The organism is Hylemonella sp. GW821-FHT10B10 (assembly GCF_059415585.1).
On the sequence record NZ_JBWKNN010000001.1, the window covers coordinates 774,473 to 795,556 of the forward strand.

Here is a 21,084-nt window from a genome sequence, read left to right on the forward strand (position 1 = left end):
GCAATTTCCGGAAATTGTCTTCAACTTTTAATCAGATATATCAACATGAACAAGACTCTCGTTCTGGCCGCCGTGATCGCCGCCGCTGCCCTGGCCGCTTGCGGCAAGAAGGAAGAAGCTGCTGCTCCCGCCGCCGCTCCCGCTGCTGCTGCTCCGGCCGCTGCTCCCGCTCCCGCTGCTGACGCCTCGGCTCCCGCTGCTGCTGCTCCGGCCGCTGCTCCTGCTGCTGCTGAGCCGGCCAAGAAGTAATTCTTGTCCCGCCAGAAAAAAAGCCACCTCGCGGTGGCTTTTTTTGTGCCCGCGCGGCCCTTGCGAGACCGCGAACAGGCTCTCAGCGCAGGTCGTCGGTGATCACCTGCAGGATGCGCTGGGCGTTGTCCGAGACTTCAGGCGTGCCTTCGGCATTGAGCACGGTGACGGTGCTGCTGTCACCCTGGCCGCTGACCGTGATGCGGTACTTTTGCGGGGTCTTGTCCTTCGGGGTCGCACTGAACATGCGCGTGAAGAAGCCGGGTTCTTCCTCACCAGGTTTCTTGGGTTCGACGTAGCGCACGAAATAGATGCCCTGGCTGCGGTCGCGATCCTCGACCGTGAAACCGGTGCGGTCCAGCGTCAGGCCGACACGGCGCCAGGCGCGGTCAAAACCTTCGCTGACGAACACCACGGGCTGGCCGTCACGCTGGTCCAGACGCGAGGTCCGGCGGGGCGCCACGGCAACCTGCTGGTCGGCTTGCTGGCTGGGTGCGCCGAGCTTGATCATCAGACGGCGCAGCATCTCCACTTCCACTTCGGGGTCAGTCGCGCGCGGCTGCCAGGCCAGTTTTTCCTTGCTGGCGTCGGTATAGACCTCTTCCAGGCCGCGTTGGCTGATGTAGATCTCGGTGCCACCGGCGGCATTGCGCTCCAGGCGGGTACGGTACTTGTCCAGCATATTGGTGGAGAACACGGCGCCGATGATCTTGCCAAAGGTGCGGCGCATGAAATCCTGCGGCAGCTTGGCGCGGTTTTCGGCCCAGTCGGTTTCCATGATGCCCAGCTGGGGCTGTTCCAGGATCAGGGTCATCCCCGTTTCCTGCCAGAACTCCTTGATCAGGGGCCAGAGCTTTTCGGCGGGCTGGTCCACCACGAGCCAGCGCTGTCCGCCGACACCGTCGATGCGCATGCCGGGATAGGCTGCTACCGCGATCGCATTGGCCGCGACGCCCTGTGCGGCGTTCGTGGCGTTCTGGTAGCCAGTGGCGCTGACCGTGCTGCCCGGTGTGACATAACGGGTGTCACGCGGCAACTGTGTCAGGTCCGGCGGCACCGACAACGAAGGCGCCTTGGTGGCAGCCTTGTAGTCGACCTTGTCGCCATCCAACGTGGAGCAGGCGACCAGCGCCAGCGGCAGGCCCAACAGGGCCAGTTTCGAAACAAGCTTCACCGGCAATTTCCTTGGGGAACAGTAGGGTTCAGATCAGGCCGGTCGCGCGCAGCGCCGCTTCGACCACGGGCTGGTTGGCCGCCGTCAGCGGCGTCATGGGCAGGCGCAGGGTGCCGCCACAGCGGCCCATGCGTTGCATGGCCCACTTGACCGGGATGGGGTTGGGTTCGACGAAGAGCTGTTTGTGCAGGGGCATGAGCTTGAACTGGATGTCCATGGCGCGCTTCACGTCACCGGCCATGGCGGCCACGCAAAGTTCGTGCATCTGGCGCGGGGCCACATTCGCTGTCACGCTGATGTTGCCCTGGCCGCCGCACAGCATCAGGGCCACGGCGGTCGGATCGTCGCCCGAGTAGATGGCGAAGCCCTTGGGGACTTCGCGGATCAGCCACTGCGCGCGTTCGATATTGCCCGTGGCTTCCTTGATGCCGACGATGCCTGGCACCTGGGTCAGGCGCAGCACGGTGTCGTGCGCCATATCGGCCACGGTACGGCCGGGCACGTTGTACAGCACCATGGGCAGATCGCCGACGGCTTCGGCGATGGCCTTGAAGTGCAGGTACTGGCCTTCCTGGGTGGGTTTGTTGTAGTAGGGCACGACCTGCAGCTGGCAGTCGGCGCCGACCTTCTTGGCGAACCGGGCCAGTTCGATGGCCTCGGCCGTGGAATTGGCGCCGCAACCGGCCATGATGGGTGCCCGGCCCTTGGCCTGTTCGACCGAGACGCGGATGATTTCGCAGTGCTCGTCCACGTTGACGGTGGGCGATTCACCCGTGGTGCCGACCACGCCGATGCAGTCCGTGCCCTCGGCAATGTGCCAGTCGATCAGTTTGCGCAGCGTGGGGTAGTCGACGCTACCGTCCTCGTGCAGGGGGGTGACGAGGGCGACGATGCTGCCGGTGATCTGGCGATGGGAGGAGGTCATGTCCGCAGAGAGTTAAGTTCAGGCCAAAGAAGCATTCTACCGAGGGTGGAGCCCGGCCCTGGGGGCCCAGCCTCAGAGTGGATAACGCGCGGGTGCGCCATCCGTGGACAGACCCGTCTCGCGCACGGCTGTGATGCGCTGCACATAACGCTCCGGTGCAGCCAGATAACCGTCTTCATAGGCCACGATGCGCAGGGTGCTGCAGACCTCCAGCAGCTCACCGGGTCGCAACAGGAAATCCGGGCGCGAGGGTTTGCCCACGGTCTCGTTGCCTGCGGTAAAGGTTTCGTAAATCAGCAGGCCACCCGGTGCCAGGCTTTGCAGCAGCACGGGGAACAGGGTGCGCCAGAGGTAATTGGTGACGACTACGGCGTCGAAGGTCTGGGGCTGGCCGTCCCGCAGCAGGGGCCAGGGGCCGTTTTCGATGTCGGCCTGCACCGCCTTGCCCAGGGTAGCCACGGCAGCGATGGCCTCGGGTGAGCGGTCCACACCGGTCACCGGGTGGCCGTGCCTCGCGAACCAGCGCAGGTGGCGGCCATGGCCGCAGGCCACGTCCAGCACGTCGCCTCCCGGACGGACCAGATGCGACCAGCGCCGGACCCAGGCCGAAGGCGCCTCCGTGCCGTGCACGGGGGGCAGGCTCATTTCGGCTTGACCTCGTCCTTGAGCGCAGCCAGGGCCATGCGCTCCACCAGGCCGGGGGCCAGCAGCTTGAGGTAACGCCCCAGCTTGCCCTTGCTGCTCATGACCACTTCACGCTGGCGCCGCGCCATGCCGTCAAGGATGAGACGTGCGCAGACCTCGACCGGCATGGCGTCGTCTTCTTTCAGGCCGCTCGAGCCGGCGGCAACGCCCGCCGCATTGAGGCCACGGTAGCGGATCTGGGTGGCGACCACACCGGGGTAGGCCGTGGTCACGGCCACGCCGGCCGGCTTGAGCTCGGCGCGCAGTGCTTCGAAAAAACCGCTCATGGCGAATTTGCTGGCGCTGTAGGCCGTGCGCCCTGGCACGCCGATCAGGCCGGCCAGGGACGAGACGGCCACCACCTGGCCGCGGCTGGCCTTGAGGTGGGGCAGGGCGGCGTGTGTGCACCAGACGCTGCCCCAGAGATTCACGCGCATCAGGTCTTCGTACCAGCCCAGGTCTTCCGGCTGGACCTGTTCGAACAGGGCCTGGGCCGAGACGCCGGCGTTGTTGACCAGCGCATCGAGCCAGCCGAAGCGTTCCACGCTGCGCTCGATCAAGGTACGGCATTGGGCGGGGTCGGTCACATCCGTCGGCACGACCAGCACCTCGCTGCCATGGCTGCGGCACTCTCTGGCCACTTCCTCAAGCTGGGTTTCCTTGCGCGCGGCCAACGCCAGGCCAGCGCCGGCGCCGTGCCGTTGCGCCAGCTGGCGTGCCAGTTCTGCGCCGATGCCGTCGGAGGCGCCGGTGATGATGAAGGTTTTCATGGTCTCGGTCTTCATGGGCCGAGTTTGCCATGCGCCGTCCCCCGCCGGGGGCGGGATTGTCCTGATCAGAAACAGGCCCAGAGCTGGTCGGCCAGGGTCAGCAGGAAGTCCGGTCGTGTGTAGAGCGCGAACACGGCCAGCAGCAACAGCAGGGCCGAGGCCCAGGCAATCAACTGGCGTGTGGTCTTTTTCATGCGCGGGCCACCTCGGGTCGCCGGATCGCGGCCTCGCGTACCGGCAGGTTGACCAGGGCGGCGGCAACGCCCAGCCCGATGGCGATGTACCAGACGATGTCGTAGCTGCCCGTCTTGTCGTAGAGGTAACCGCCCAGCCAGACGCCCATGAATGAGCCGACCTGGTGGCTGAAGAAGACGAAACCACCGAGCATGGAGAGATGGGCCACGCCGAAGATCTGGGCCACGATGGCATTGGTGGGCGGCACGGTGGACAGCCACAACACACCCATGACGGCGGAGAAGATGTAGACACTCATGGGTGTGAGCGGCACCAGCAGGAAGACCGTGATGGCGATGGAGCGGGCAAAGTAGATGAAGGCCAGGATGTTCTTTTTGGCCAGGCGCTGGCCCAGGGTGCCGGCGATATAAGTCCCGAAGACGTTGAACAGGCCGATCAGCGCCAGCGAATAACTGGCCACCTGGGGCGAGAGGCCGTGGTCTTTCAGATAACTGGGCATGTGCACGCCGATGAAGACCACCTGGAAGCCGCAGACGAAATAACCTGCCATCAGCAGCTGGAAGCTGGGATAGGCGAAGGCCTCGCGCAGGGCCTGCAGGATGGACTGCTCGCGCTTGGGCGCCGTGCCGGCGGCAAAACTAGGTTCGTGCAGGCCCCAGGCCAGCGGAATGATGAGCAGGGCCGCCATGCCCAGCGCCATCAACGCCTGTTGCCAGCCCAGGCTGCTGATGAGGAAGCCCTCGACCGGCACCATGAGGAACTGGCCGAAGGAGCCTGCTGCTGCGGCCACGCCCATGGCCCAGGAGCGTTTCTCCAGACTCACGTTGCGACCGATCACGCCGTAGATCACGGCATAGGTGGTGCCGGCCTGGGCTACGCCGATCAGCACGCCGCAGCTCAGCGCAAAGAGCAGGGGCGTGGGCGCGTTGGCCATGCCGATCAGGCCCAGGGCGTAGAGGATGGCGCCAGCGATGATGACCTTGAAGGCACCGAACTTGTCGGCCAGCATGCCGGCGAAGATGCCAGCCAGGCCCCAGGTCAGGTTCTGGATGGCCATGGCCATGGCGAAGGTCTCACGGGTCCAGCCCTGGGTCTGGGTGACGGGTTGCAGCCAGAGACCGAAGCCGTGGCGTATGCCCATGGAGAGTGTGACGATGGCGGCGCCGCAGATCAGGACCTGGGCCATGGAGAGTTTCTTGTTGCTATGTGTGCTCATCGTTGCACTGTAGCCAATTCGCTCCTGATTTGCCGGTGAGGGTTAAGTTGTAACTGTATGTTTATCCAGCTATCCGGGTGACTGGGTCTACAATTCCGCGCCATGGCTGTCAAACCTACCCCTGAATATTCCGAAGGCTCGATCCGCGTCCTGAAAGGGCTGGAGCCGGTCAAGCAGCGTCCAGGCATGTACACCCGGACGGACAATCCACTGCACATCATCCAGGAAGTGCTGGACAACGCGGCGGACGAGGCCCTGGCCGGCCACGGCAAGAAGATCGCAGTGACCCTGCATGCCGATGGTTCGGTCAGCGTCGAGGACGATGGCCGCGGCATCCCCTTCGGCCTGCATCCCGAGGAAAAGGCCCCGGTGATCGAGCTGGTCTACACGCGACTGCACGCCGGCGGCAAGTTCGACAAGGGACAGGGCGGGGCCTACAGCTTCTCGGGCGGCCTGCATGGCGTGGGCGTGTCGGTCACCAATGCCCTGTCCAAGCGTTTGCTGGTCAGCACCTACCGCGAGGGCAAGGTGGCGACGCTGGCCTTTTCGGGCGGCGACGTCGTGGAAAAGCTCAGCACCCGGGCCCAGGCTGCGGGAGACCGCAAGCAAGGCACGACAGTGCGCGCCTGGCCCGATGCCAAGTATTTCGAATCGGCCGCCCTGCCTATGGCCGAGCTCACCCACCTGTTGCGCAGCAAGGCCGTGCTGATGCCCGGCGTGACGGTGACGTTGACGGTGGAGAAGAGCAAAGAGACCCAGACCTGGCTCTACAAGGGTGGTCTGCGTGACTACCTGATGCAGTCGCTGCCTGCTGACCCGGTGATCCCGCTCTTCGAGGGCGAGGGGTACGCGGAGAACAACGACAGCTTCGCCGAAGGCGAGGGCGCGGCCTGGGCCGTGGCCTTCACCGAAGACGGCGCGCCGGTGCGTGAGAGCTACGTCAACCTGATCCCCACCAGCGCCGGCGGTACGCACGACAGCGGCCTGCGTGACGGCCTTTTTACTGCGGTCAAGAGTTTCATCGAGCTGCACAGCCTTTTACCGAAGGGTGTGAAGCTGTTGCCGGAAGACGTGTTCGCCCGCGCCAGCTACGTGCTGAGCGCCAAGGTGCTGGACCCGCAGTTCCAGGGGCAGATCAAGGAACGGCTCAATTCGCGCGATGCCGTGCGCCTGGTTTCCAGCTTCGTGCGCCCGACGCTGGAGCTCTGGCTGAACCAGCATGTGGAGTACGGCAAGAAGCTGGCCGAGCTGGCCATCCGCGCCGCGCAGACGCGCCAGCGCGCGGGCCAGAAGGTGGAAAAACGCAAGGGCTCGGGTGTGGCTGTGCTGCCGGGCAAGCTGACCGACTGCGAAAGCCGCGACCTCGCCCATAACGAACTCTTCCTGGTAGAGGGCGACTCGGCCGGCGGCAGCGCCAAGATGGGCCGCGACAAGGAAAGCCAGGCCATCCTGCCTCTGCGCGGCAAGGTGCTCAACACCTGGGAGGTGGAGCGCGATCGCCTGTTTGGTAACACGGAAATTCACGACATCTCGGTCGCCATCGGTGTCGATCCCCATGGCCCCGACGACACGCCGGATCTGAGTGGGCTGCGTTATGGCAAGGTCTGCATCCTGAGTGATGCCGACGTGGACGGTTCCCACATCCAGGTGCTGCTGCTCACGCTCTTTTTCCGCCATTTCCCCAAGCTCATCGACGCCGGTAATGTCTATGTGGCACGCCCGCCGCTGTTCCGCGTGGACATTCCGGCGCGGGGCAAGAAGGCCGCGAGCAAGGCCTATGCGCTGGACGAGGGCGAGCTCACCGCCATCCTGGACAAGTCCGCCAAGGAGGGGGTGGTCAAGGAGCGCTGCCAGATCAGCCGCTTCAAGGGACTGGGTGAAATGAATGCCGAGCAGCTCTGGGAGACCACGCTGAATCCCGACACGCGTCGCCTGTTGCAGGTGCGCCTGGGCACCTTCGACAATGCGCAGACCGAGACCGAGATCACCAAGCTCATGGGCAAGGGCGAGGCCGCTGCGCGCCGCGAGCTCATGGAATTGCACGGGGATTCGGTGGAGGTGGACATTTGATGTTGATCCGCCCGGTTTTTGCCGCGCTGGCCGTGCTGTTCCTGCTGGGGCAGAGCGCGGCGCGTGCCGACGTCTGGGCCTATGTCAACGAAAAGGGCGTGGCCCATTTCGCCACCGAGCGCGTGGACGAGCGCTACGAGCTCTATTTCTCCGACGAGGCCCCCGAGGACGCCACACGCGCGCGCGGCGTGCCCATGGCGCCCACGCGCCTGCACGCCTTCTTCGAAATTTCGCCCGACTACAAGGCCGTGCGCCACTTGCTGCGCGAGGCCGCGCGCGCGCACGATATCGACTATGAATTGCTGCAGGCCCTGATCGCCACCGAATCAGGTTTTGATGCCGACGCCGTGTCGCCCAGGGGGGCGGTGGGCCTCATGCAGGTCATGCCGGCCACGGCGCGTGGTTATGGACTGGCCGATATGCGGCGCCGACCGGTGGCGAGGCAGTTGACCGATGCGCGCACCAACATCCAGGTCGGCAGCCAGCACCTGCGCCGCCTGCTGAACAAGTTCCCTGAACGCCCGGATCTGGCGCTGGCGGCCTACAACGCCGGTCTGCGCACGGTGCGCAAGGCTGGCAACCAAGTGCCGCCCATCCGCGAGACCCAAGACTACGTGCGTACCGTGCTGGCCTTGTATGCCGTTCTCAAGCCGCCGACCTGGCGTGCCGCACAAGCTTCCACCCGGATCGACGATGCCATGTCGTACTGGGCCTTGAATTACTGAAGACACGATGGACTCCACCACGCTAGACCCCATGGCCGATCCGGCCGGCGACGATGCCCTGACCCTGGCCCATTACGCGCAACGCGCCTACCTCGAATACGCGCTCAGCGTGGTCAAGGGCCGGGCTTTGCCCGATGTCTGCGACGGCCAGAAGCCGGTGCAGCGACGCATCCTGTACTCGATGTCGCGCATGGGCCTGGGTTACAGCGGACCCAACAGCAACACGGCGGCCAGGCCGGTGAAGAGCGCGCGGGTGGTGGGGGATGTGCTGGGTCGTTTCCATCCGCACGGTGACCAGGCCGCTTATGACGCCCTCGTGCGCATGGCGCAGGATTTTGCGCAGCGGTACCCGCTGATCGACGGACAAGGCAACTTCGGCAGTCGTGACGGCGATGGCGCCGCCGCCATGCGTTACACCGAGGCACGCCTGGCCAAGATTTCCACACTGTTGCTCGACGAGATCGACGAAGGCACGGTGGATTTCCAGCCTAACTACGACGGTTCCACGGATGAACCCAAACAGCTGCCGGCCCGTCTGCCTTTCACCCTGCTCAATGGCGCCAGCGGCATTGCCGTGGGTCTGGCCACCGAGATCCCCAGCCACAACCTGGCTGAGGTAGCGGCCGCTTGTGTGGCCCTGATCAAGACCCCTAAGCTGGCCGATGGCGAGCTGTTCGATTTGCTGCCGGGCCCCGACTACCCGGGCGGTGGCCAGATCATCAGCCCGGCCAGCGACATTGCCGAGGCCTACCGCACGGGGCGTGGCTCGCTCAAGGTGCGTGCGCGCTGGAAGATCGAGGAGCTCGCACGCGGCCAGTGGCAGCTGGTCGTGACCGAATTGCCGCCAGGCGTGAGCACGCAGAAGGTGCTTGAGGAAATCGAGGAGCTGACCAATCCCAAGGTCAAAGCCGGCAAGAAGGCACTGACCCAGGAGCAGAACCAGCTCAAGGCCACGGTACTGGCGGTACTCGATGTGGTGCGTGACGAGTCCAGCAAGGACGCGCCGGTGCGCCTGGTCTGCGAGCCCAAGACCAGCCGGATCGAGCAGCAGGAACTGATCACAACGCTGCTGGCGCACACCAGCCTGGAGACTTCGTCCTCGATCAATATGACGCTGGTGGGGCTGGACGGGCGGCCGACCCAGAAGACCCTGCGCCAGATGCTCGAAGAGTGGATTGCCTTCCGCCAGGGCACCATCGAACGCCGTTCGCAGCACCGTCTGGACAAGGTGCTGGCGCGCATCCATATCCTCGAAGGCCGGCAGCTGGTGCTGCTCAAGATCGACGAGGTCATCGCTCTCATCCGCAATTCGGACGAACCCAAGCCAGCGCTGATCGCGCGTTTCAAGCTCTCCGAGCGCCAGGCCGAAGACATTCTTGAAATCCGCCTGCGCCAACTGGCAAGGCTCGAAGCGATCAAGATCGAGCAGGAACTCAAGGAACTGCGCGAAGAGCAGAAGAAACTCGAAGAGATCCTGGGCAGCCCGGCAGCGCTGCGCCGCCTCATGGTCAAGGAGATCGAGGCCGATGCCAAGGTCTATGGCGATGCGCGCCGCACCCTGATCCAGGCGGAGAAAAAAGCCGTGGCCGAGGTCAAGGTCGTCGACGAGCCGGTGACAGTCATCGTCTCGCAAAAGGGCTGGGTGCGCGCGCGCCAGGGCCACGGGCATGAGGCCGCAAGTTTTGCCTTCAAGGCCGGCGACGGCCTGTACAGCACCTTTGAATGCCGCACGGTGGATACCTTGCTGGCCTTCGGCAACAAGGGCCGGGTCTATTCGGTGCCTGTCGCCAGCCTGCCCGGTGCCCGGGGGGACGGCCAGCCCGTGACCACCCTGGTCGAACTGGAAGCCGGCACGCAGCTGGTGCATTACTACGCTGGCGCTCCGGGCGCCTGGCTGTTGCTGTCCACCTCCTCGGGCTACGGTTTCCTGGCCACCGTGGAGAACATGAGCTCACGCCAGAAGGGCGGCAAGTCCTTCATCAACTGCGGCGATGACGACACCGTGTGCCGGCCTTCGCCAGCCAATGTGCCGCCGCAGCCGCCGGCCACCCATGTGGTCTGCGCATCGACGGGAGGGCGCATCCTGAGCTTCGAGATCAGCGAGCTCAAACCCATGCCCAACGGCGGGCGCGGCCTGATGCTGATCGACCTGGAGCCCAAGGACACCCTGGCCGGTGCGGCGGCCTACACGCGCAGCGTGAAGATCGAGGGCCTGGGACGCGGTGGCAAGGAGCGCGACGAGACCCTGGAGATCCGCAGCCTTAACAACGCACGCGCTGCGCGCGGCCGCAAAGGCAAGGCGGCAGACCTGGGCTTCAAGCCGACCTCGGTGGTCCGCGTCGAGTAAGTCGCCAGGCATCGGGCAAAATCAGACCCGATGCATACCGATGTACTGATTGCGGGCGGCGGCATAGGCGGTCTGGCGGCCGGGCTGGCCTGCTCACGGGCCGGCTGCCATGTCCGCCTCTACGAACGCGCCGACACCTTCGGTGAAGTTGGGGCCGGGATCCAGATGGGCCCCAACGTCGTGCGCGTGCTGCAGGGCTGGGACCTGGACGCCGCGCTGCGACAGGTGGCGGCCTTCCCCGACAGGCTGCAGGTGCGCCATGCCCTTAGTGGGGGCGAGCTGGGCGTCCTGCGCCTCGGGCAGGACGTGGTGCGGCGCTACGACGCGCCCTACGCCACCATCCACCGTGCCGATCTGCAGCAGTTGCTGCTGAACGCCTTGCAGCAGCGCGACGCGGTCTGGTTGCACACTGGCAAGACGGTGAACCGCTATGTCGAGACGAATGGTGCCGTTGGCCTGAGCCTGGACGACGGCCTGGACGTCGAGGGCGATGCCCTGATCGCGGCCGATGGCTTGTGGAGCCGGGTGCGCGAGCAATTCCTCCATGACGGTCCTCCGCGTGTGGCCGGGCATCTGGCCTATCGGGCCATGCTGCCGCAGGCCAGCCTGCCCGCTGCACAGCGCAGCCGGCAGGTGACGGCCTGGCTGGGCCCGCGCCTGCACGTGGTGCAGTACCCCGTGCGCGGTGGCGACTGGCTCAACGTGGTGGCCATTGTGCACGGCCATGTGCAGGGCAGCCTGGAGGAGTGGGACCATGGTGCCAATGCGGCCGATCTGCAGGTCGCACTGGGCCACACCTGCGCGGCCTTGCGCGACCTGATCGCGGCCATACCGGACTGGCGCCTCTGGGTGCTGTGCGACCGCCCGCCTGTAGCCGCAGCCGGGCAGATGGCACGCGGCCATGTGGCGCTGCTGGGGGATGCCGCCCACCCCATGCGCCCCTATCTGGCCCAGGGTGCCGGCATGGCCATCGAGGACGCGGCGGAACTGGCGCGCCAGGTGGCGCTGGTCGACGGTGTGCTGGACGTGCCCACGCTGCTGCAGCGGTATGCCCTCAACCGCTGGCAGCGCTGTGCACGGGTGCAGGCCCGCTCCATCCGTAATGGCGAGATCTTCCACCTGGAGGGGCCTGCGGCCTGGGCGCGGGATGCTTCGCTGCGCCTGCTGGGCGAACGCCTGCTGGATGTGCCCTGGCTTTACCAGGGGCCTTGAAGCTCAGGATTCAGGCAGGGGCGGCAGGCCTACCTTGGCGCGGGCGCGATGGCAGCCCTCGCTGCCTTCCTCGAACTCGCGGCAGGGTGAAGGGCGCCACTCATAGATGCCGCAAGCCACCTTCTCGCCGAGCTTGCCGGTCAGTGCCGCACAGCGCGGGGGCCAGTGGTCGGTGCCGCGCATACGGGCGGTGTTGCCGTTGACTTCGACAGTCAGGCCCGTGGGTACACGGCCGCCGTTTTCATCGAGTTCGTAGCTGGAGAAGTCAACACGGCACCAGGAACAGCAGGCGCCGCAGCTGGTGCAGGCGGACATCAGAGCTGGCCCAGCAAAAGATATTCCATCAAGGCCTTCTGCACGTGCAGCCGGTTCTCGGCTTCGTCCCAGACGACGGATTGTGGGCCGTCGATGACCTCGGCTTCCACCTCCTCGCCGCGGTGCGCGGGCAGGCAGTGCATGAAGAGGGCGTCGGGCTTGGCGGAGCGCATCATCTCGGCGTCCACGCACCAGTCGGCAAAGGCCTTTTTTCGAGCCTCGTTCTCGGCCTCGAAGCCCATGCTGGTCCAGACGTCGGTGGTCACCAGATCGGCGCCCGCGCAGGCCTGCATGGGGTCCTTGAAGACCTTGTAGCAGTCGCTTTTGGCACCGGCCACGGCCTGGTCGATCTCGTAGCCGCTAGGCGTGCTGACATGGACTGTGAAACCCAGCAGTTCGGCGGCCTGCAGCCAGGTGTTGGCCATGTTGTTGCCGTCGCCGACCCAGGCCACGGTCTTGCCCGCGATCGAGCCGCGGTGCTCGATGTAGGTGAAGATGTCGGCCAGGATCTGGCAGGGATGGTATTCGTTGGTCAGGCCGTTGATCACCGGCACGCGCGAATACTCGGCGAAACGCTCGATCTTGTCCTGTCCGAAAGTGCGGATCATGACCAGGTCCACCATGCGGCTGATCACGCGGGCGCTGTCCTCGATGGGTTCGGCACGGCCCAGCTGGCTGTCGCCCGTGGTCAGGTGAACAACGCTGCCGCCGAGCTGGTACATGCCGGCCTCGAAGCTTACGCGCGTGCGTGTGGAAGCCTTCTCGAAGATCATGGCCAGGGTGCGGTCCGCCAGGGGCTGGTGCTTCTCGTAGGCCTTGAACTTCTTCTTGATCAGTGCGGCACGACCGAACAGGTAGGCGTATTCGTCGGCCTTCAGGTCGGTGAATTTCAGGTAATGCTTGAGCTTGCTTGCCGTCATCGCACTGCCCTCAGGCCTCGGCCAGGAAAGACTTCACCAGGGGCACCAGCAGGCCCACCACTTCGTCGGCCTCGGCCGTGGTCATGATGAGCGCAGGCACCAGGCGGATCACGCTGTCGGCCGTCACGCTGATCAGCAGGCCGGCATCGGCCGCGCGGGTCAGCAGCACGCCGCAGGGCTTGGCCAGCTCCACGCCAATCATCAGGCCCTGGCCACGGATGTCCTTGACGCCGGGGAGCTTGCCCAGTTCGCGCTCCAGTGCCGCCTTCAGATGGGCACCGACCCTGGCGGCGTTCTCCAGCAGGCGGTCCTCTTCCATGATGCGGATGGTCTCGATGCCGGCACGCATGGCCAGCGGATTGCCTCCGAAAGTGGTGCCGTGGTTGCCGGGCTGAAAGATGTTGGCGGCCTTGGGGCCCGCCACGACAGCGCCGATGGGCACGCCCGAGCCCAGGCCCTTGGCCAGGGGCATGACGTCGGGCACGATACCGGCCCACTGGTGGGCAAACCACTTGCCGGTACGGCCCATGCCGCACTGGACCTCGTCGATCATCAGCAGCCAGTCGTTCTGGTCACAGAGCTTGCGCACCTGCTGCAGGTATTCGGCGCGCATGGCGTTGATGCCACCTTCCCCCTGGATGGTCTCGAAGAACACGGCCACCACATTGGGATTACCGGCCGTGGACTTCTTGAGCGCCTCGATGTCGTTGAGCGGCACACGGATGAAACCTTCCACCAACGGGCCGAAGCCCTTCTGCACCTTCTCGTTGCCAGTGGCGCTCAGGGTGGCGATGGAGCGGCCATGAAAGGCCTTTTCGTAGACCACGATCTGGGGCTTCTCGATGCCCTTGTCATGGCCGAACTTGCGTGCCAGCTTGAGGGCCGCTTCATTGGCCTCCAGACCGGTGGAGCAGAAGAAGGCATTGCTCATGCCCGAGAGCTCGACCAGCTTGGTCGCGAGCTGCTCCTGACCGGGCACATGGTAATAGTTCGAGGTATGAATGAGCTTGGCGATCTGCTCCTGCAGGGCCGGCACCAGACGAGGGTGGTTGTGCCCCAAGGTGTTGACGGCGATGCCAGCCAGCGCATCGAGGTACTCCTTGCCGTTGATGTCCCAGACGCGGCAGCCCTGGCCGTGCGACAGCGCGATCGGCACGCGGCCGTAAGTGTTCATCACGTGGGGGGACGCGGCTTCGACGGGCTTGGCGGCGGGGGCGTTCATGGCTACACACTCCGTAGGGATCACAAAACAAGGCGGCCCAACGCAGGTTGGGCCGTTGAGACATGATTTTAGGGCCTGTTCGCACACTTTTTGCAAGTGGGAACGGGCCGCGGATGCACAGCGGTGTCACACTGCGCGCAACGACGCCGCTCGCGGCATGCGAACGAGGTCTTAAGTCTTATATAAGATACAATACTGCCAACCCACCCGCTGTCGGACCAGCCGCTGTACCCAGCCCGTGTCCGCTGCCCGAGTCCCAACCCATGGTCTCCAACGCCACCAAGGAAGTCTTCATACTCGGCCTCACCCGGACCGGCAAGGCTTTTCGTCCCAGTGACTGGGCCGAGCGCCTGGCCGGTGTCATGAGCCAGTTCCGGCCCGGCGGGCCGCAGCCCGGCAGCCATCTGGGCTATTCCCCCTGGTGTGTTCCGAGTTCGGTCGACAACGTCAAGTGCGTCATCGTGAACCGCGAGCTGCGCGACGCCGAGCCCATGGCCTGGGATTTCTGCATCAATTTCGCGCGCGACAACAATCTGCAGGTGCGTGAGAGCGACGGACAGGGCCGGCCCATCGCCTGAATGCCGGATGGACAACAAAAAAGCCGCTCAATGAGCGGCTTTTTTGCTTTGCTGACAGCGCACCCGTTACAAACGGCGGAGGGGACGCGCCCCTCCGGGCTGTTTGCCTGAGATTCAGGCGGTGGCCAGGGCCTTGACCTTGGCGGACAGGCGGCTCTTGTCGCGAGCAGCCTTGTTCTTGTGGAAGATGCCCTTGTCGGCCACGGTGTCCACCACGGCTTGCATCTTGCCGAACAGTTCGGCAGCTTTGGTCTTGTCGCCAGCGAGAACGGCTTTTTCGACGTTCTTCACGGCGGTGCGGTATTTGGAGCGCAGGGAGGTGTTGGCTGCATTCAGCTTCACGTCCTGACGTGCGCGTTTACGGCCCGACGCCAGGCGCGGGTTCTTTTTCTTCGGCTTTCCAGATGCCATATCAGTGTTTCCTTGTGTCTGTGGATGATGTCAGCAAAGCCGACTATTGTAGCACTTCGGCTTGATGGGGGTGAGTGGGCACTCCGGGCTTGGGCGGGCGGGCTACACTCCCCCTTGATGAGCCTTATCAAAGCCGCCTCGACGGTCTCCCTGCTGACCCTGGCCTCGCGTATCACCGGGCTGGTGCGCGAACTGCTGATCGCGGCCACCTTCGGCGCCAGCGCCATGACGGACGCCTTCAATGTGGCGTTTCGTATTCCCAACCTGTTTCGCCGCTTCTTTGCCGAGGGGGCTTTCAGCCAGGCTTTTGTCCCGGTGCTGGCCGCCGCCCGTACGCAGCAAGGTGAGGAAGAGACGCGGCAGCTGATCGATCACGTGGCCACGGTGCTGGCCTGGGCGCTGCTGGGGCTCAGCGTCATCGGTGTTGCGCTGGCGCCGGCGCTGGTATGGGTGCTGGCCAGCGGCCTGGCGCAGGGATTCGAGGCGGCGGTGGTGATGACGCGCTGGATGTTCCCCTACATCGCCTTCATGTCGCTGGTGGCGCTGTGTGCGGGCGTACTCAACACCTGGAAGCGTTTTGCGGTGCCGGCGGCCACGCCGGTGCTGCTCAACGTGGCCATGATCGCCGCCGCCTGGCTGGGCGCCCCCTGGCTGGCTGGCCGGGGCGTGGAGCCAATCTATGCGCTGGGCGGCGGTGTGCTGCTGGGCGGCGTGTTGCAGCTGGGCGTGCAACTGCTGGCGCTGAAAAAGCTGGGGCTCATGCCACGCTTCGGCCTGGGCTGGGCTGCGATCAAAACGGCCTGGGCTGATCCGGGGACGAGGAACATTGCCCGTCTCATGCTGCCGGCCTTGCTGGGCGTGAGTGTGGCGCACATTTCCACCATCATCAACACGCAGATCGCTTCGCACCTGGTGCCGGGCAGCGTGAGCTGGCTGACCTATGCCGACCGGCTGATGGAATTCCCCACCGCCCTGCTGGGCGTGGCCATCGGCGTGGTGCTCATGCCGCAACTGGCCTCGGCCAAGGCGGCCGATGACACGGCCAGATACTCCGCCATGCTGGACTGGGGCTTGCGTGTCGTGGTGCTGCTCACGGTGCCCTGCGCGCTGGCGTTGCTGACGTTTGCCAAGCCGCTGGTGGCCGTGCTCTATCACTATGGTGCCTTCACCGACCGTGATGTGGTGCAGACGAGCACGGCGCTCGTGGGATATGGCGCGGGCCTGCTGGGGCTGGTGGCCATCAAGGTACTGGCCCCGGGTTATTACGCCAGCCAGGACATCCGTACGCCGGTGAAGATCGCCATGGCCGTGCTGGTCATCACGCAGTTGCTCAACCTTGTCTTCGTGCCGGTGTTCTCACACGCCGGGCTGGCGCTGGCCATCGGCATCGGTGCCCTGGTCAACGCACTGTGGCTGCTGATCGGCCTGTTGCGCCGCGGCAGCTACAAGCCCTTGCCGGGCTGGGGCGTGTTCGGCCTGCAGGTGCTGGCAGCCTCCGCCCTGTTGACGGTGTTCCTGATGTGGGGGGCCGGTGCCTGGGACTGGACACGCCTGCAGTCGCAGGCCGGCCTGCGCATTGCCTTGCTGGCGCTGATGGTGCTGGGCGCGGCGGTCATCTATCTGGGGGCGGTCTGGGCTGCGGGCCTGCGCTTCCGGCAGTTCCTGAAGCGCTAGGGACGCGCGCCCATGAACCTGTCCTTCAAACTGCCCACGCCGCTGGATTATTTCGGTACCCTGGTCCAGAGCGACACGCAGTTCCATCTGCTCGAAGCCGCCGTTTGCCTGGGGCAGGACGAATACCCGCGCCTGGACGTGCAGCAGGTGCTGGCCGAGGTGGATGCGCTGCTGGCTCGCCTGCGCCGGCGTCTGCCGGCCGACGCGCCGGCCATGCACAAGCTGCGTCTGCTCAACCACTTCTTCTTTCACGAGCTGCATTTCGGCGGCAACCTCAACCACTACTACGACCCGGAGAACAGCTACCTGCACCGGGTGCTGGAGCGCCGGCGCGGCATCCCGGTTTCGCTGGCTGTGCTGTGGCTGGAGCTGGCGCAGGGCCTGGGCCTGCCGGCGCATGGAGTGGGCTTTCCCGGTCACTTCATGGTCAAGGTCAACCTGCCGCATGCGCAGGTGGTGATCGACCCCTTCAGCGGCCAGTCGCTGAGCCGCGAGGAATTGCAGATGCGGCTGGAGGCCTGGCGCGGCAACCACAGCATGCCTGGCAGTTCCGAGGTTCCGCTGGGTCACTATCTGCAGGCCATGCCGGCGCGCGAGATCGTTGCGCGCATGCTGCGCAACCTCAAGGAAATCCATCGCACGCAGCAGGACTGGCAGCGCCTGGTCACCGTGGAGGATCGTTTGCTGGTGCTGTTGCCGCAGGCCTGGAATGAATACCGTGACCGCGGTCTGGCTCAGGCTGAGCTGGGCCAACTGGGCCTGGCGGTGCAGGATCTGGAAATCTACCTCGAACAGGTCGAGGGCGGAGAGGATGCTGCGGCGATTGCCGAACGCGTGGCCGACCTGCGCCGCGCGCTGGGCTAGAGGCCCTTCAGGGCCTCAGCACTTCACCAGCTTCAGGAATGACGGGATCGGCGGCGCCTCCTGCGCCTGGGGCGCATCGGTGGCACGTGTGGCCGCCGTGGTGCTGCGCAGCGACGCATTGTTGCCTGCGACCCGGTCCAGCACGCGCGTGTTGTTCAGGCGTGTAACGGCCGGCTGCGGCCGTGAGACCAACATGCGGGGAACGGCCGGCGCGGCTTCACGTGCCAGCGGGCTGGGGGCTGGTCGGGCAGCCGATGGTGTGGCCGGGCTGGCAATGGGAGCAGCGGCTGGCCCGGACGCCAGGCCGCGACTGGCTGCTGCCGGCTGGTGCGTGGCCAGTAAACGGCTGGGCAGGGGCGCAGGCGCGACCGGGGGGCGGGCTGGCAAGGCGGCGGAAGAGGCCGATGCCTGGTTGCCCGTGGTCGTTGTGGGTGCGATGGTCAGCTGCGGTTCGAGCCAGCCCAGGATGGGCTGCCACTGGCGTACGTCGGTCGGTACGCGGTCGGCCGGCAAGTCAAAGATGGTCATGCCGCGTTCCAGGCACTGTACGTAGGCCTGGCTTTCGCGCAGCACGCCGAGAAAGGGCATGCCCAGGCCGGTGGCCCAATCCTTGAGGACCTGCGGGGTGCGCGTGCGCGTATCGATGCGCATGCCGATGCAGGCAACCTTGCAGCGGCCGGTGGCCACGCGAGGCAGGGCCATGAGTTCGGCGTGGCAGTCGGCGGCCGATTCGCGGTCGAAGGCCGAGCCGCAGACCGGCATGAGGATGATATCGGCGAACATGACCATGCGCGCGAGATCAAAACCGTGCAGGCCACCCGGGGTGTCCAGGATCACGTGGGTGATGCCGGCGGGCACGCGCAGGATGTTCTGGTCGACCGTCCAGGGCGCAATGGCGGGGAGGGATTCGCTGCGCTTGCGCAGCCAGGAGCGGGTGGATTGCTGACGGTCCACATCACCGAGCATGACCGCGCTGCCCTGGTGTGCGCACCAAGCCGCCAGGTGAGCCGCGAGCGTACTTTTGCCGCTCCCTCCCTTGCGATTGACCACAGCGATCACAGGCATGAATGCTCCTGGCGGTGAACCAAAAACTGCAGTGTGACCTGAAACAATCTGAAAGTCCAGTACCAGCGGGTATAGATAGCTAGGGATTTTGTAGCGAAAAGCAACACTCGCCAGAGGGCGGCGGCGGTTCAGCCCTTGCTGTCCGGGCGCGGGGCCGGTGGTCGCAGCGCCAGCAGCACAAGCGCGGCGATGCTGAACACGGCGCCCGCAACAAAGGTGCTGGGTGCGCCCCACCGGTCCCAGAGCAGCCCGGCGAGGGCGCTGGCCAGCAGCATGGACAGGCCGCTCACGAGGTTGAACATGCCGAAAGCCGTGCCGCGCAGATCGGCCGGGGCTGTGTCGGCCACCATGGTGGCCAGCAGGCCCTGGGTCATGGCCATGTGGAGGCCCCAGAGCAGGATGCCACCCCACACGAACAGGCCACGGCCGCTCCAGGCCAGCAACAGGTCGGCGGCGATCAGCAGCCCCAGGCCCCAGGCCAGCAGCAGGCGGTGGTCGATCCGGTCGGCCAGTTTGCCGAAGGGGTAGGCGCCCAGCGCGTAGACCCCGTTCATGGCGATCAAGACCAGCGGCACCCAGGCCAGGGACAGGCCATCCTGCTGGGCGCGCAGCACCAGGAAGGCCTCGGAAAACCGGGCCAGCGTGAAGATCGCCCCGATGCCGACGACCCACCAGTAGGCGCCGGTCAGCCGACGCAGGTTTTCGCGCCGGATCGGGTTGGTGCGGGGGGCGCCGGCCGGGCGCTCCGGTTCCTGCACGCCAAGGACGAGCAGGGCCACGCAGAGGAAGGCGGGGATCACGGCCACCCAGAACACGGCGTGGAAGTCATTGGCCCATACCAACATCAGGCCCATGGCCAGCAGAGGGCCGAGAAAGGCGCCAACCGTGTCGAGCGACTGGCGCAGGCCGAAGGCGGCGCCGCGCAGTTCTGGCGGCGCGATGTCGGCCACCAGGGCGTCGCGCGGGGCGCCGCGGATCCCCTTGCCCACACGGTCGAGCAGGCGGGCAATCACCACGGGTTCGACCGTTGTGGCCAGGGCGAACAGGGGTTTGGTCAGGGCGCCAAGGCTGTAGCCCAGCACGGCCAGCGGCTTGCGCCGGCCCCACCAGTCGCTGAGCGCCCCCGAGAAGACCTTGACGATCAGGGCCGTGGCCTCGGCTGCACCTTCGAGTAGGCCAACCACCAGCATGCTGGCGCCCAGGCCGGTGACGAGGAAGACCGGCAGCAGGCTATGGATCAACTCGGACGAGATATCCATCAGCAGGCTGACGAAACCCAGCGCCCAGATGCTGGCGGGCATGCGTGGGGGCAGGGATTTTTCAGGCATGCGGGCCTGACGGGATGAAGGTCAGGCGACGACCACCGGCGCGCCGGCGCCACGCTCGGCGATGGTGCCGATCTCGTGAACCTGCTCGCCCAGGCTACGCAGGGTCCGGGCGGTGGCGGCAGCGTCGGCAGCGGCGACCACCACCACCATGCCGATGCCGTTGTTGAAGGTGCGGTTCATCTCGAAATCGTCGATGCCCGCAGTCTTCTGCAGCCAGGCGAAGAGTTCGGTTTGCGGCCAGCTGCCCTTCTTCAGGTGGGCGGCCGTACCCTCGGGCAGCACGCGCGGGATGTTCTCCAGCAGGCCGCCGCCGGTGATGTGGGCCAGGGCCTTGATCGGGTGCTGGGCCAGGGCGGCCAGCACATTCTTGACGTAGAGGCGGGTCGGCTCCATGACGGCCTGCTTGAAGGGCTTGCCGTCCAGGGTGGCGGGGACGTCAGCGCCGGCGCGCTCGATGCACTTGCGCACCAGCGAGAAACCGTTGGAATGCACACCGCTGGAAGCCAGGCCCAGTACAACGTCGCCGGGCTTCACGCTCTGGCCGGTCAGGATCTTGGACTTCTCGACCGCCCCGACGCAAAAGCCAGCCAGGTCGTATTCTCCCGCCGGGTACATGCCGGGCATCTCCGCGGTTTCGCCGCCGATCAGGGCGCAGCCCGAGAGTTCGCAGCCCTTGGCGATGCCGCCGACCACGGCGGCGGCCGTGTCCACGTGCAGCTTGCCGCAGGCGAAATAGTCCAGGAAGAACAGGGGCTCGGCGCCCTGGACCAACACGTCGTTGACGCTCATGGCCACCAGATCGATGCCCACGGTGTCGTGCATATTCCATTCGAAGGCCAGCTTGAGCTTGGTGCCCACGCCGTCGGTACCCGAGACCAGCACAGGCTCCTTGTAGCGCTTGGGCACCTCGAACAGGGCGCCGAAGCCGCCGATGCCCGCCAGCACGCCCTCGCGCATGGTTTTCTTGGCCAGGGGCTTGATGCGCTCGACCAGTGCATCACCGGCGTCGATGTCGACGCCAGCGTCTTTGTAGGACAGGGGGGAGGGGGTCTTGGAGGTGCTCATGAGGTAGTGCCAGACTTGGCAGAGGCCAAGCCCGATAGAATTTGCATTGATTTTAAGGGTTTGCCTTGGCGGGCC

General features: G+C 65.7%; 21 protein-coding genes. 8 read left to right on the top strand and 13 right to left on the bottom strand.

Annotation, left to right across the window (positions count from 1 at the left end; all coding sequences use genetic code 11):
• Positions 1 to 45 precede the first annotated feature (45 nt).
• Positions 46 to 249 (top strand): hypothetical protein, encoded by a 204-nt coding sequence (locus tag AC07NT_RS03815; protein WP_498597756.1) that lies wholly within the window; start codon positions 46 to 48, stop codon positions 247 to 249.
• Positions 250 to 331: 82 nt separating this feature from the next.
• Here AC07NT_RS03815 and bamC read toward each other — a convergent pair whose 3' ends face one another.
• From bamC to AC07NT_RS03845, 6 genes are all read right to left on the bottom strand, one after another.
• Positions 332 to 1,423: an NlpB/DapX family lipoprotein gene (gene bamC, locus AC07NT_RS03820; RefSeq protein WP_498597755.1), complete on the bottom strand. Its 1,092-nt coding sequence runs from the start codon at positions 1,421 to 1,423 to the stop codon at positions 332 to 334.
• A gap of 28 nt (positions 1,424 to 1,451) precedes the next feature.
• Positions 1,452 to 2,348: a 4-hydroxy-tetrahydrodipicolinate synthase gene (gene dapA / locus AC07NT_RS03825; RefSeq protein WP_498597754.1), complete on the bottom strand. Its 897-nt coding sequence runs from the start codon at positions 2,346 to 2,348 to the stop codon at positions 1,452 to 1,454.
• Positions 2,349 to 2,420: 72 nt separating this feature from the next.
• Positions 2,421 to 2,993, bottom strand: a complete 573-nt coding sequence (locus AC07NT_RS03830) for a class I SAM-dependent methyltransferase (RefSeq protein ID WP_498597753.1) — start codon at positions 2,991 to 2,993, stop codon at positions 2,421 to 2,423.
• Positions 2,990 to 3,802, bottom strand: coding sequence for an SDR family oxidoreductase (locus AC07NT_RS03835; protein WP_498597752.1), 813 nt, complete (start codon positions 3,800 to 3,802; stop codon positions 2,990 to 2,992). The genes AC07NT_RS03830 and AC07NT_RS03835 overlap by 4 nt, the downstream gene beginning before the upstream one ends.
• Positions 3,803 to 3,867: 65 nt before the next feature.
• The gene (locus AC07NT_RS03840; RefSeq protein ID WP_498597751.1) at positions 3,868 to 3,996 is read right to left on the bottom strand and encodes a hypothetical protein; all 129 of its coding nucleotides are present in this window, start codon (positions 3,994 to 3,996) and stop codon (positions 3,868 to 3,870) included.
• Positions 3,993 to 5,213: an MFS transporter gene (locus tag AC07NT_RS03845; protein WP_498597750.1), complete on the bottom strand. Its 1,221-nt coding sequence runs from the start codon at positions 5,211 to 5,213 to the stop codon at positions 3,993 to 3,995. Before AC07NT_RS03845 ends, AC07NT_RS03840 begins: the two co-directional genes overlap by 4 nt.
• Positions 5,214 to 5,315: 102 nt before the next feature.
• Between AC07NT_RS03845 and AC07NT_RS03850 the strand changes: the two genes are divergently transcribed.
• From AC07NT_RS03850 to AC07NT_RS03865, 4 genes are read left to right on the top strand one after another with little or no spacing between them, the layout of a single operon-like run.
• Entirely contained in the window at positions 5,316 to 7,283 is a 1,968-nt protein-coding gene (locus tag AC07NT_RS03850) for a DNA topoisomerase IV subunit B (protein ID WP_498597749.1), read from the top strand.
• Positions 7,283 to 8,008 (top strand): lytic transglycosylase domain-containing protein, encoded by a 726-nt coding sequence (locus AC07NT_RS03855; protein ID WP_498597748.1) that lies wholly within the window; start codon positions 7,283 to 7,285, stop codon positions 8,006 to 8,008. Before AC07NT_RS03850 ends, AC07NT_RS03855 begins: the two co-directional genes overlap by 1 nt.
• A gap of 7 nt (positions 8,009 to 8,015) precedes the next feature.
• A complete protein-coding gene (gene parC / locus AC07NT_RS03860; protein WP_498597747.1) occupies positions 8,016 to 10,355 on the top strand; it encodes a DNA topoisomerase IV subunit A in 2,340 nt (779 codons plus the stop codon).
• A 30-nt stretch (positions 10,356 to 10,385) separates the two neighbouring features.
• A complete protein-coding gene (locus AC07NT_RS03865) occupies positions 10,386 to 11,567 on the top strand; it encodes an FAD-dependent monooxygenase (protein ID WP_498597746.1) in 1,182 nt (393 codons plus the stop codon).
• A gap of 3 nt (positions 11,568 to 11,570) precedes the next feature.
• On the opposite strand, the gene AC07NT_RS03870 is transcribed toward AC07NT_RS03865, so the two are convergent.
• The 3 genes from AC07NT_RS03870 to AC07NT_RS03880 are packed head-to-tail and all read right to left on the bottom strand — an operon-like array spanning position 11,571 to position 14,024.
• Complete coding sequence (locus tag AC07NT_RS03870) at positions 11,571 to 11,882, bottom strand: YkgJ family cysteine cluster protein (protein ID WP_498597745.1); 312 nt, start codon at positions 11,880 to 11,882, stop codon at positions 11,571 to 11,573.
• Complete coding sequence (gene argF, locus AC07NT_RS03875) at positions 11,882 to 12,802, bottom strand: ornithine carbamoyltransferase (protein WP_498597744.1); 921 nt, start codon at positions 12,800 to 12,802, stop codon at positions 11,882 to 11,884. Before argF ends, AC07NT_RS03870 begins: the two co-directional genes overlap by 1 nt.
• Positions 12,803 to 12,812: 10 nt before the next feature.
• Complete coding sequence (locus AC07NT_RS03880; RefSeq protein WP_498597743.1) at positions 12,813 to 14,024, bottom strand: aspartate aminotransferase family protein; 1,212 nt, start codon at positions 14,022 to 14,024, stop codon at positions 12,813 to 12,815.
• A gap of 263 nt (positions 14,025 to 14,287) precedes the next feature.
• On the opposite strand from AC07NT_RS03880, the gene AC07NT_RS03885 reads away from it, so the two are divergent.
• Positions 14,288 to 14,602 (top strand): DUF3579 domain-containing protein, encoded by a 315-nt coding sequence (locus AC07NT_RS03885; protein ID WP_498597742.1) that lies wholly within the window; start codon positions 14,288 to 14,290, stop codon positions 14,600 to 14,602.
• A 114-nt stretch (positions 14,603 to 14,716) separates the two neighbouring features.
• On the opposite strand, the gene rpsT is transcribed toward AC07NT_RS03885, so the two are convergent.
• Positions 14,717 to 15,013 carry a 30S ribosomal protein S20 gene (rpsT, locus tag AC07NT_RS03890; protein WP_498597741.1) on the bottom strand — a complete coding sequence of 99 codons (297 nt, stop codon included), beginning with the start codon at positions 15,011 to 15,013 and terminating at the stop codon, positions 14,717 to 14,719.
• Between the two features lie 117 nt (positions 15,014 to 15,130).
• Between rpsT and murJ the strand changes: the two genes are divergently transcribed.
• Complete coding sequence (murJ, locus tag AC07NT_RS03895) at positions 15,131 to 16,687, top strand: murein biosynthesis integral membrane protein MurJ (RefSeq protein ID WP_498597740.1); 1,557 nt, start codon at positions 15,131 to 15,133, stop codon at positions 16,685 to 16,687.
• 12 nt (positions 16,688 to 16,699) lie between these two features.
• The gene (locus AC07NT_RS03900; RefSeq protein ID WP_498597739.1) at positions 16,700 to 17,551 is read left to right on the top strand and encodes a SirB1 family protein; all 852 of its coding nucleotides are present in this window, start codon (positions 16,700 to 16,702) and stop codon (positions 17,549 to 17,551) included.
• A gap of 15 nt (positions 17,552 to 17,566) precedes the next feature.
• On the opposite strand, the gene AC07NT_RS03905 is transcribed toward AC07NT_RS03900, so the two are convergent.
• The 3 genes from AC07NT_RS03905 to purM form a co-directional block, all read right to left on the bottom strand.
• Positions 17,567 to 18,616: a nucleotide-binding protein gene (locus AC07NT_RS03905; protein WP_498597738.1), complete on the bottom strand. Its 1,050-nt coding sequence runs from the start codon at positions 18,614 to 18,616 to the stop codon at positions 17,567 to 17,569.
• 128 nt (positions 18,617 to 18,744) lie between these two features.
• Positions 18,745 to 19,944, bottom strand: a complete 1,200-nt coding sequence (locus AC07NT_RS03910) for an MFS transporter (RefSeq protein ID WP_498597737.1) — start codon at positions 19,942 to 19,944, stop codon at positions 18,745 to 18,747.
• 21 nt (positions 19,945 to 19,965) lie between these two features.
• Positions 19,966 to 21,009 carry a phosphoribosylformylglycinamidine cyclo-ligase gene (gene purM / locus AC07NT_RS03915; RefSeq protein WP_498597736.1) on the bottom strand — a complete coding sequence of 348 codons (1,044 nt, stop codon included), beginning with the start codon at positions 21,007 to 21,009 and terminating at the stop codon, positions 19,966 to 19,968.
• Positions 21,010 to 21,084: the final 75 nt, after the last annotated feature.

Coding starts and splice junctions, on each gene's coding strand:
- AC07NT_RS03815 (WP_498597756.1), top strand. CDS start 46: ATGAACAAGACTCTCGTTCTGGCCGCCGTGATCGCCGCCGCTGCCCTG.
- dapA (WP_498597754.1), bottom strand. CDS start 2,348: ATGACCTCCTCCCATCGCCAGATCACCGGCAGCATCGTCGCCCTCGTC.
- AC07NT_RS03830 (WP_498597753.1), bottom strand. CDS start 2,993: ATGAGCCTGCCCCCCGTGCACGGCACGGAGGCGCCTTCGGCCTGGGTC.
- AC07NT_RS03835 (WP_498597752.1), bottom strand. CDS start 3,802: ATGAAAACCTTCATCATCACCGGCGCCTCCGACGGCATCGGCGCAGAA.
- AC07NT_RS03840 (WP_498597751.1), bottom strand. CDS start 3,996: ATGAAAAAGACCACACGCCAGTTGATTGCCTGGGCCTCGGCCCTGCTG.
- AC07NT_RS03845 (WP_498597750.1), bottom strand. CDS start 5,213: ATGAGCACACATAGCAACAAGAAACTCTCCATGGCCCAGGTCCTGATC.
- AC07NT_RS03850 (WP_498597749.1), top strand. CDS start 5,316: ATGGCTGTCAAACCTACCCCTGAATATTCCGAAGGCTCGATCCGCGTC.
- AC07NT_RS03855 (WP_498597748.1), top strand. CDS start 7,283: ATGTTGATCCGCCCGGTTTTTGCCGCGCTGGCCGTGCTGTTCCTGCTG.
- parC (WP_498597747.1), top strand. CDS start 8,016: ATGGACTCCACCACGCTAGACCCCATGGCCGATCCGGCCGGCGACGAT.
- AC07NT_RS03865 (WP_498597746.1), top strand. CDS start 10,386: ATGCATACCGATGTACTGATTGCGGGCGGCGGCATAGGCGGTCTGGCG.
- AC07NT_RS03870 (WP_498597745.1), bottom strand. CDS start 11,882: ATGTCCGCCTGCACCAGCTGCGGCGCCTGCTGTTCCTGGTGCCGTGTT.
- argF (WP_498597744.1), bottom strand. CDS start 12,802: ATGACGGCAAGCAAGCTCAAGCATTACCTGAAATTCACCGACCTGAAG.
- AC07NT_RS03880 (WP_498597743.1), bottom strand. CDS start 14,024: ATGAACGCCCCCGCCGCCAAGCCCGTCGAAGCCGCGTCCCCCCACGTG.
- AC07NT_RS03885 (WP_498597742.1), top strand. CDS start 14,288: ATGGTCTCCAACGCCACCAAGGAAGTCTTCATACTCGGCCTCACCCGG.
- rpsT (WP_498597741.1), bottom strand. CDS start 15,013: ATGGCATCTGGAAAGCCGAAGAAAAAGAACCCGCGCCTGGCGTCGGGC.
- murJ (WP_498597740.1), top strand. CDS start 15,131: ATGAGCCTTATCAAAGCCGCCTCGACGGTCTCCCTGCTGACCCTGGCC.
- AC07NT_RS03900 (WP_498597739.1), top strand. CDS start 16,700: ATGAACCTGTCCTTCAAACTGCCCACGCCGCTGGATTATTTCGGTACC.
- AC07NT_RS03905 (WP_498597738.1), bottom strand. CDS start 18,616: ATGCCTGTGATCGCTGTGGTCAATCGCAAGGGAGGGAGCGGCAAAAGT.
- AC07NT_RS03910 (WP_498597737.1), bottom strand. CDS start 19,944: ATGCCTGAAAAATCCCTGCCCCCACGCATGCCCGCCAGCATCTGGGCG.
- purM (WP_498597736.1), bottom strand. CDS start 21,009: ATGAGCACCTCCAAGACCCCCTCCCCCCTGTCCTACAAAGACGCTGGC.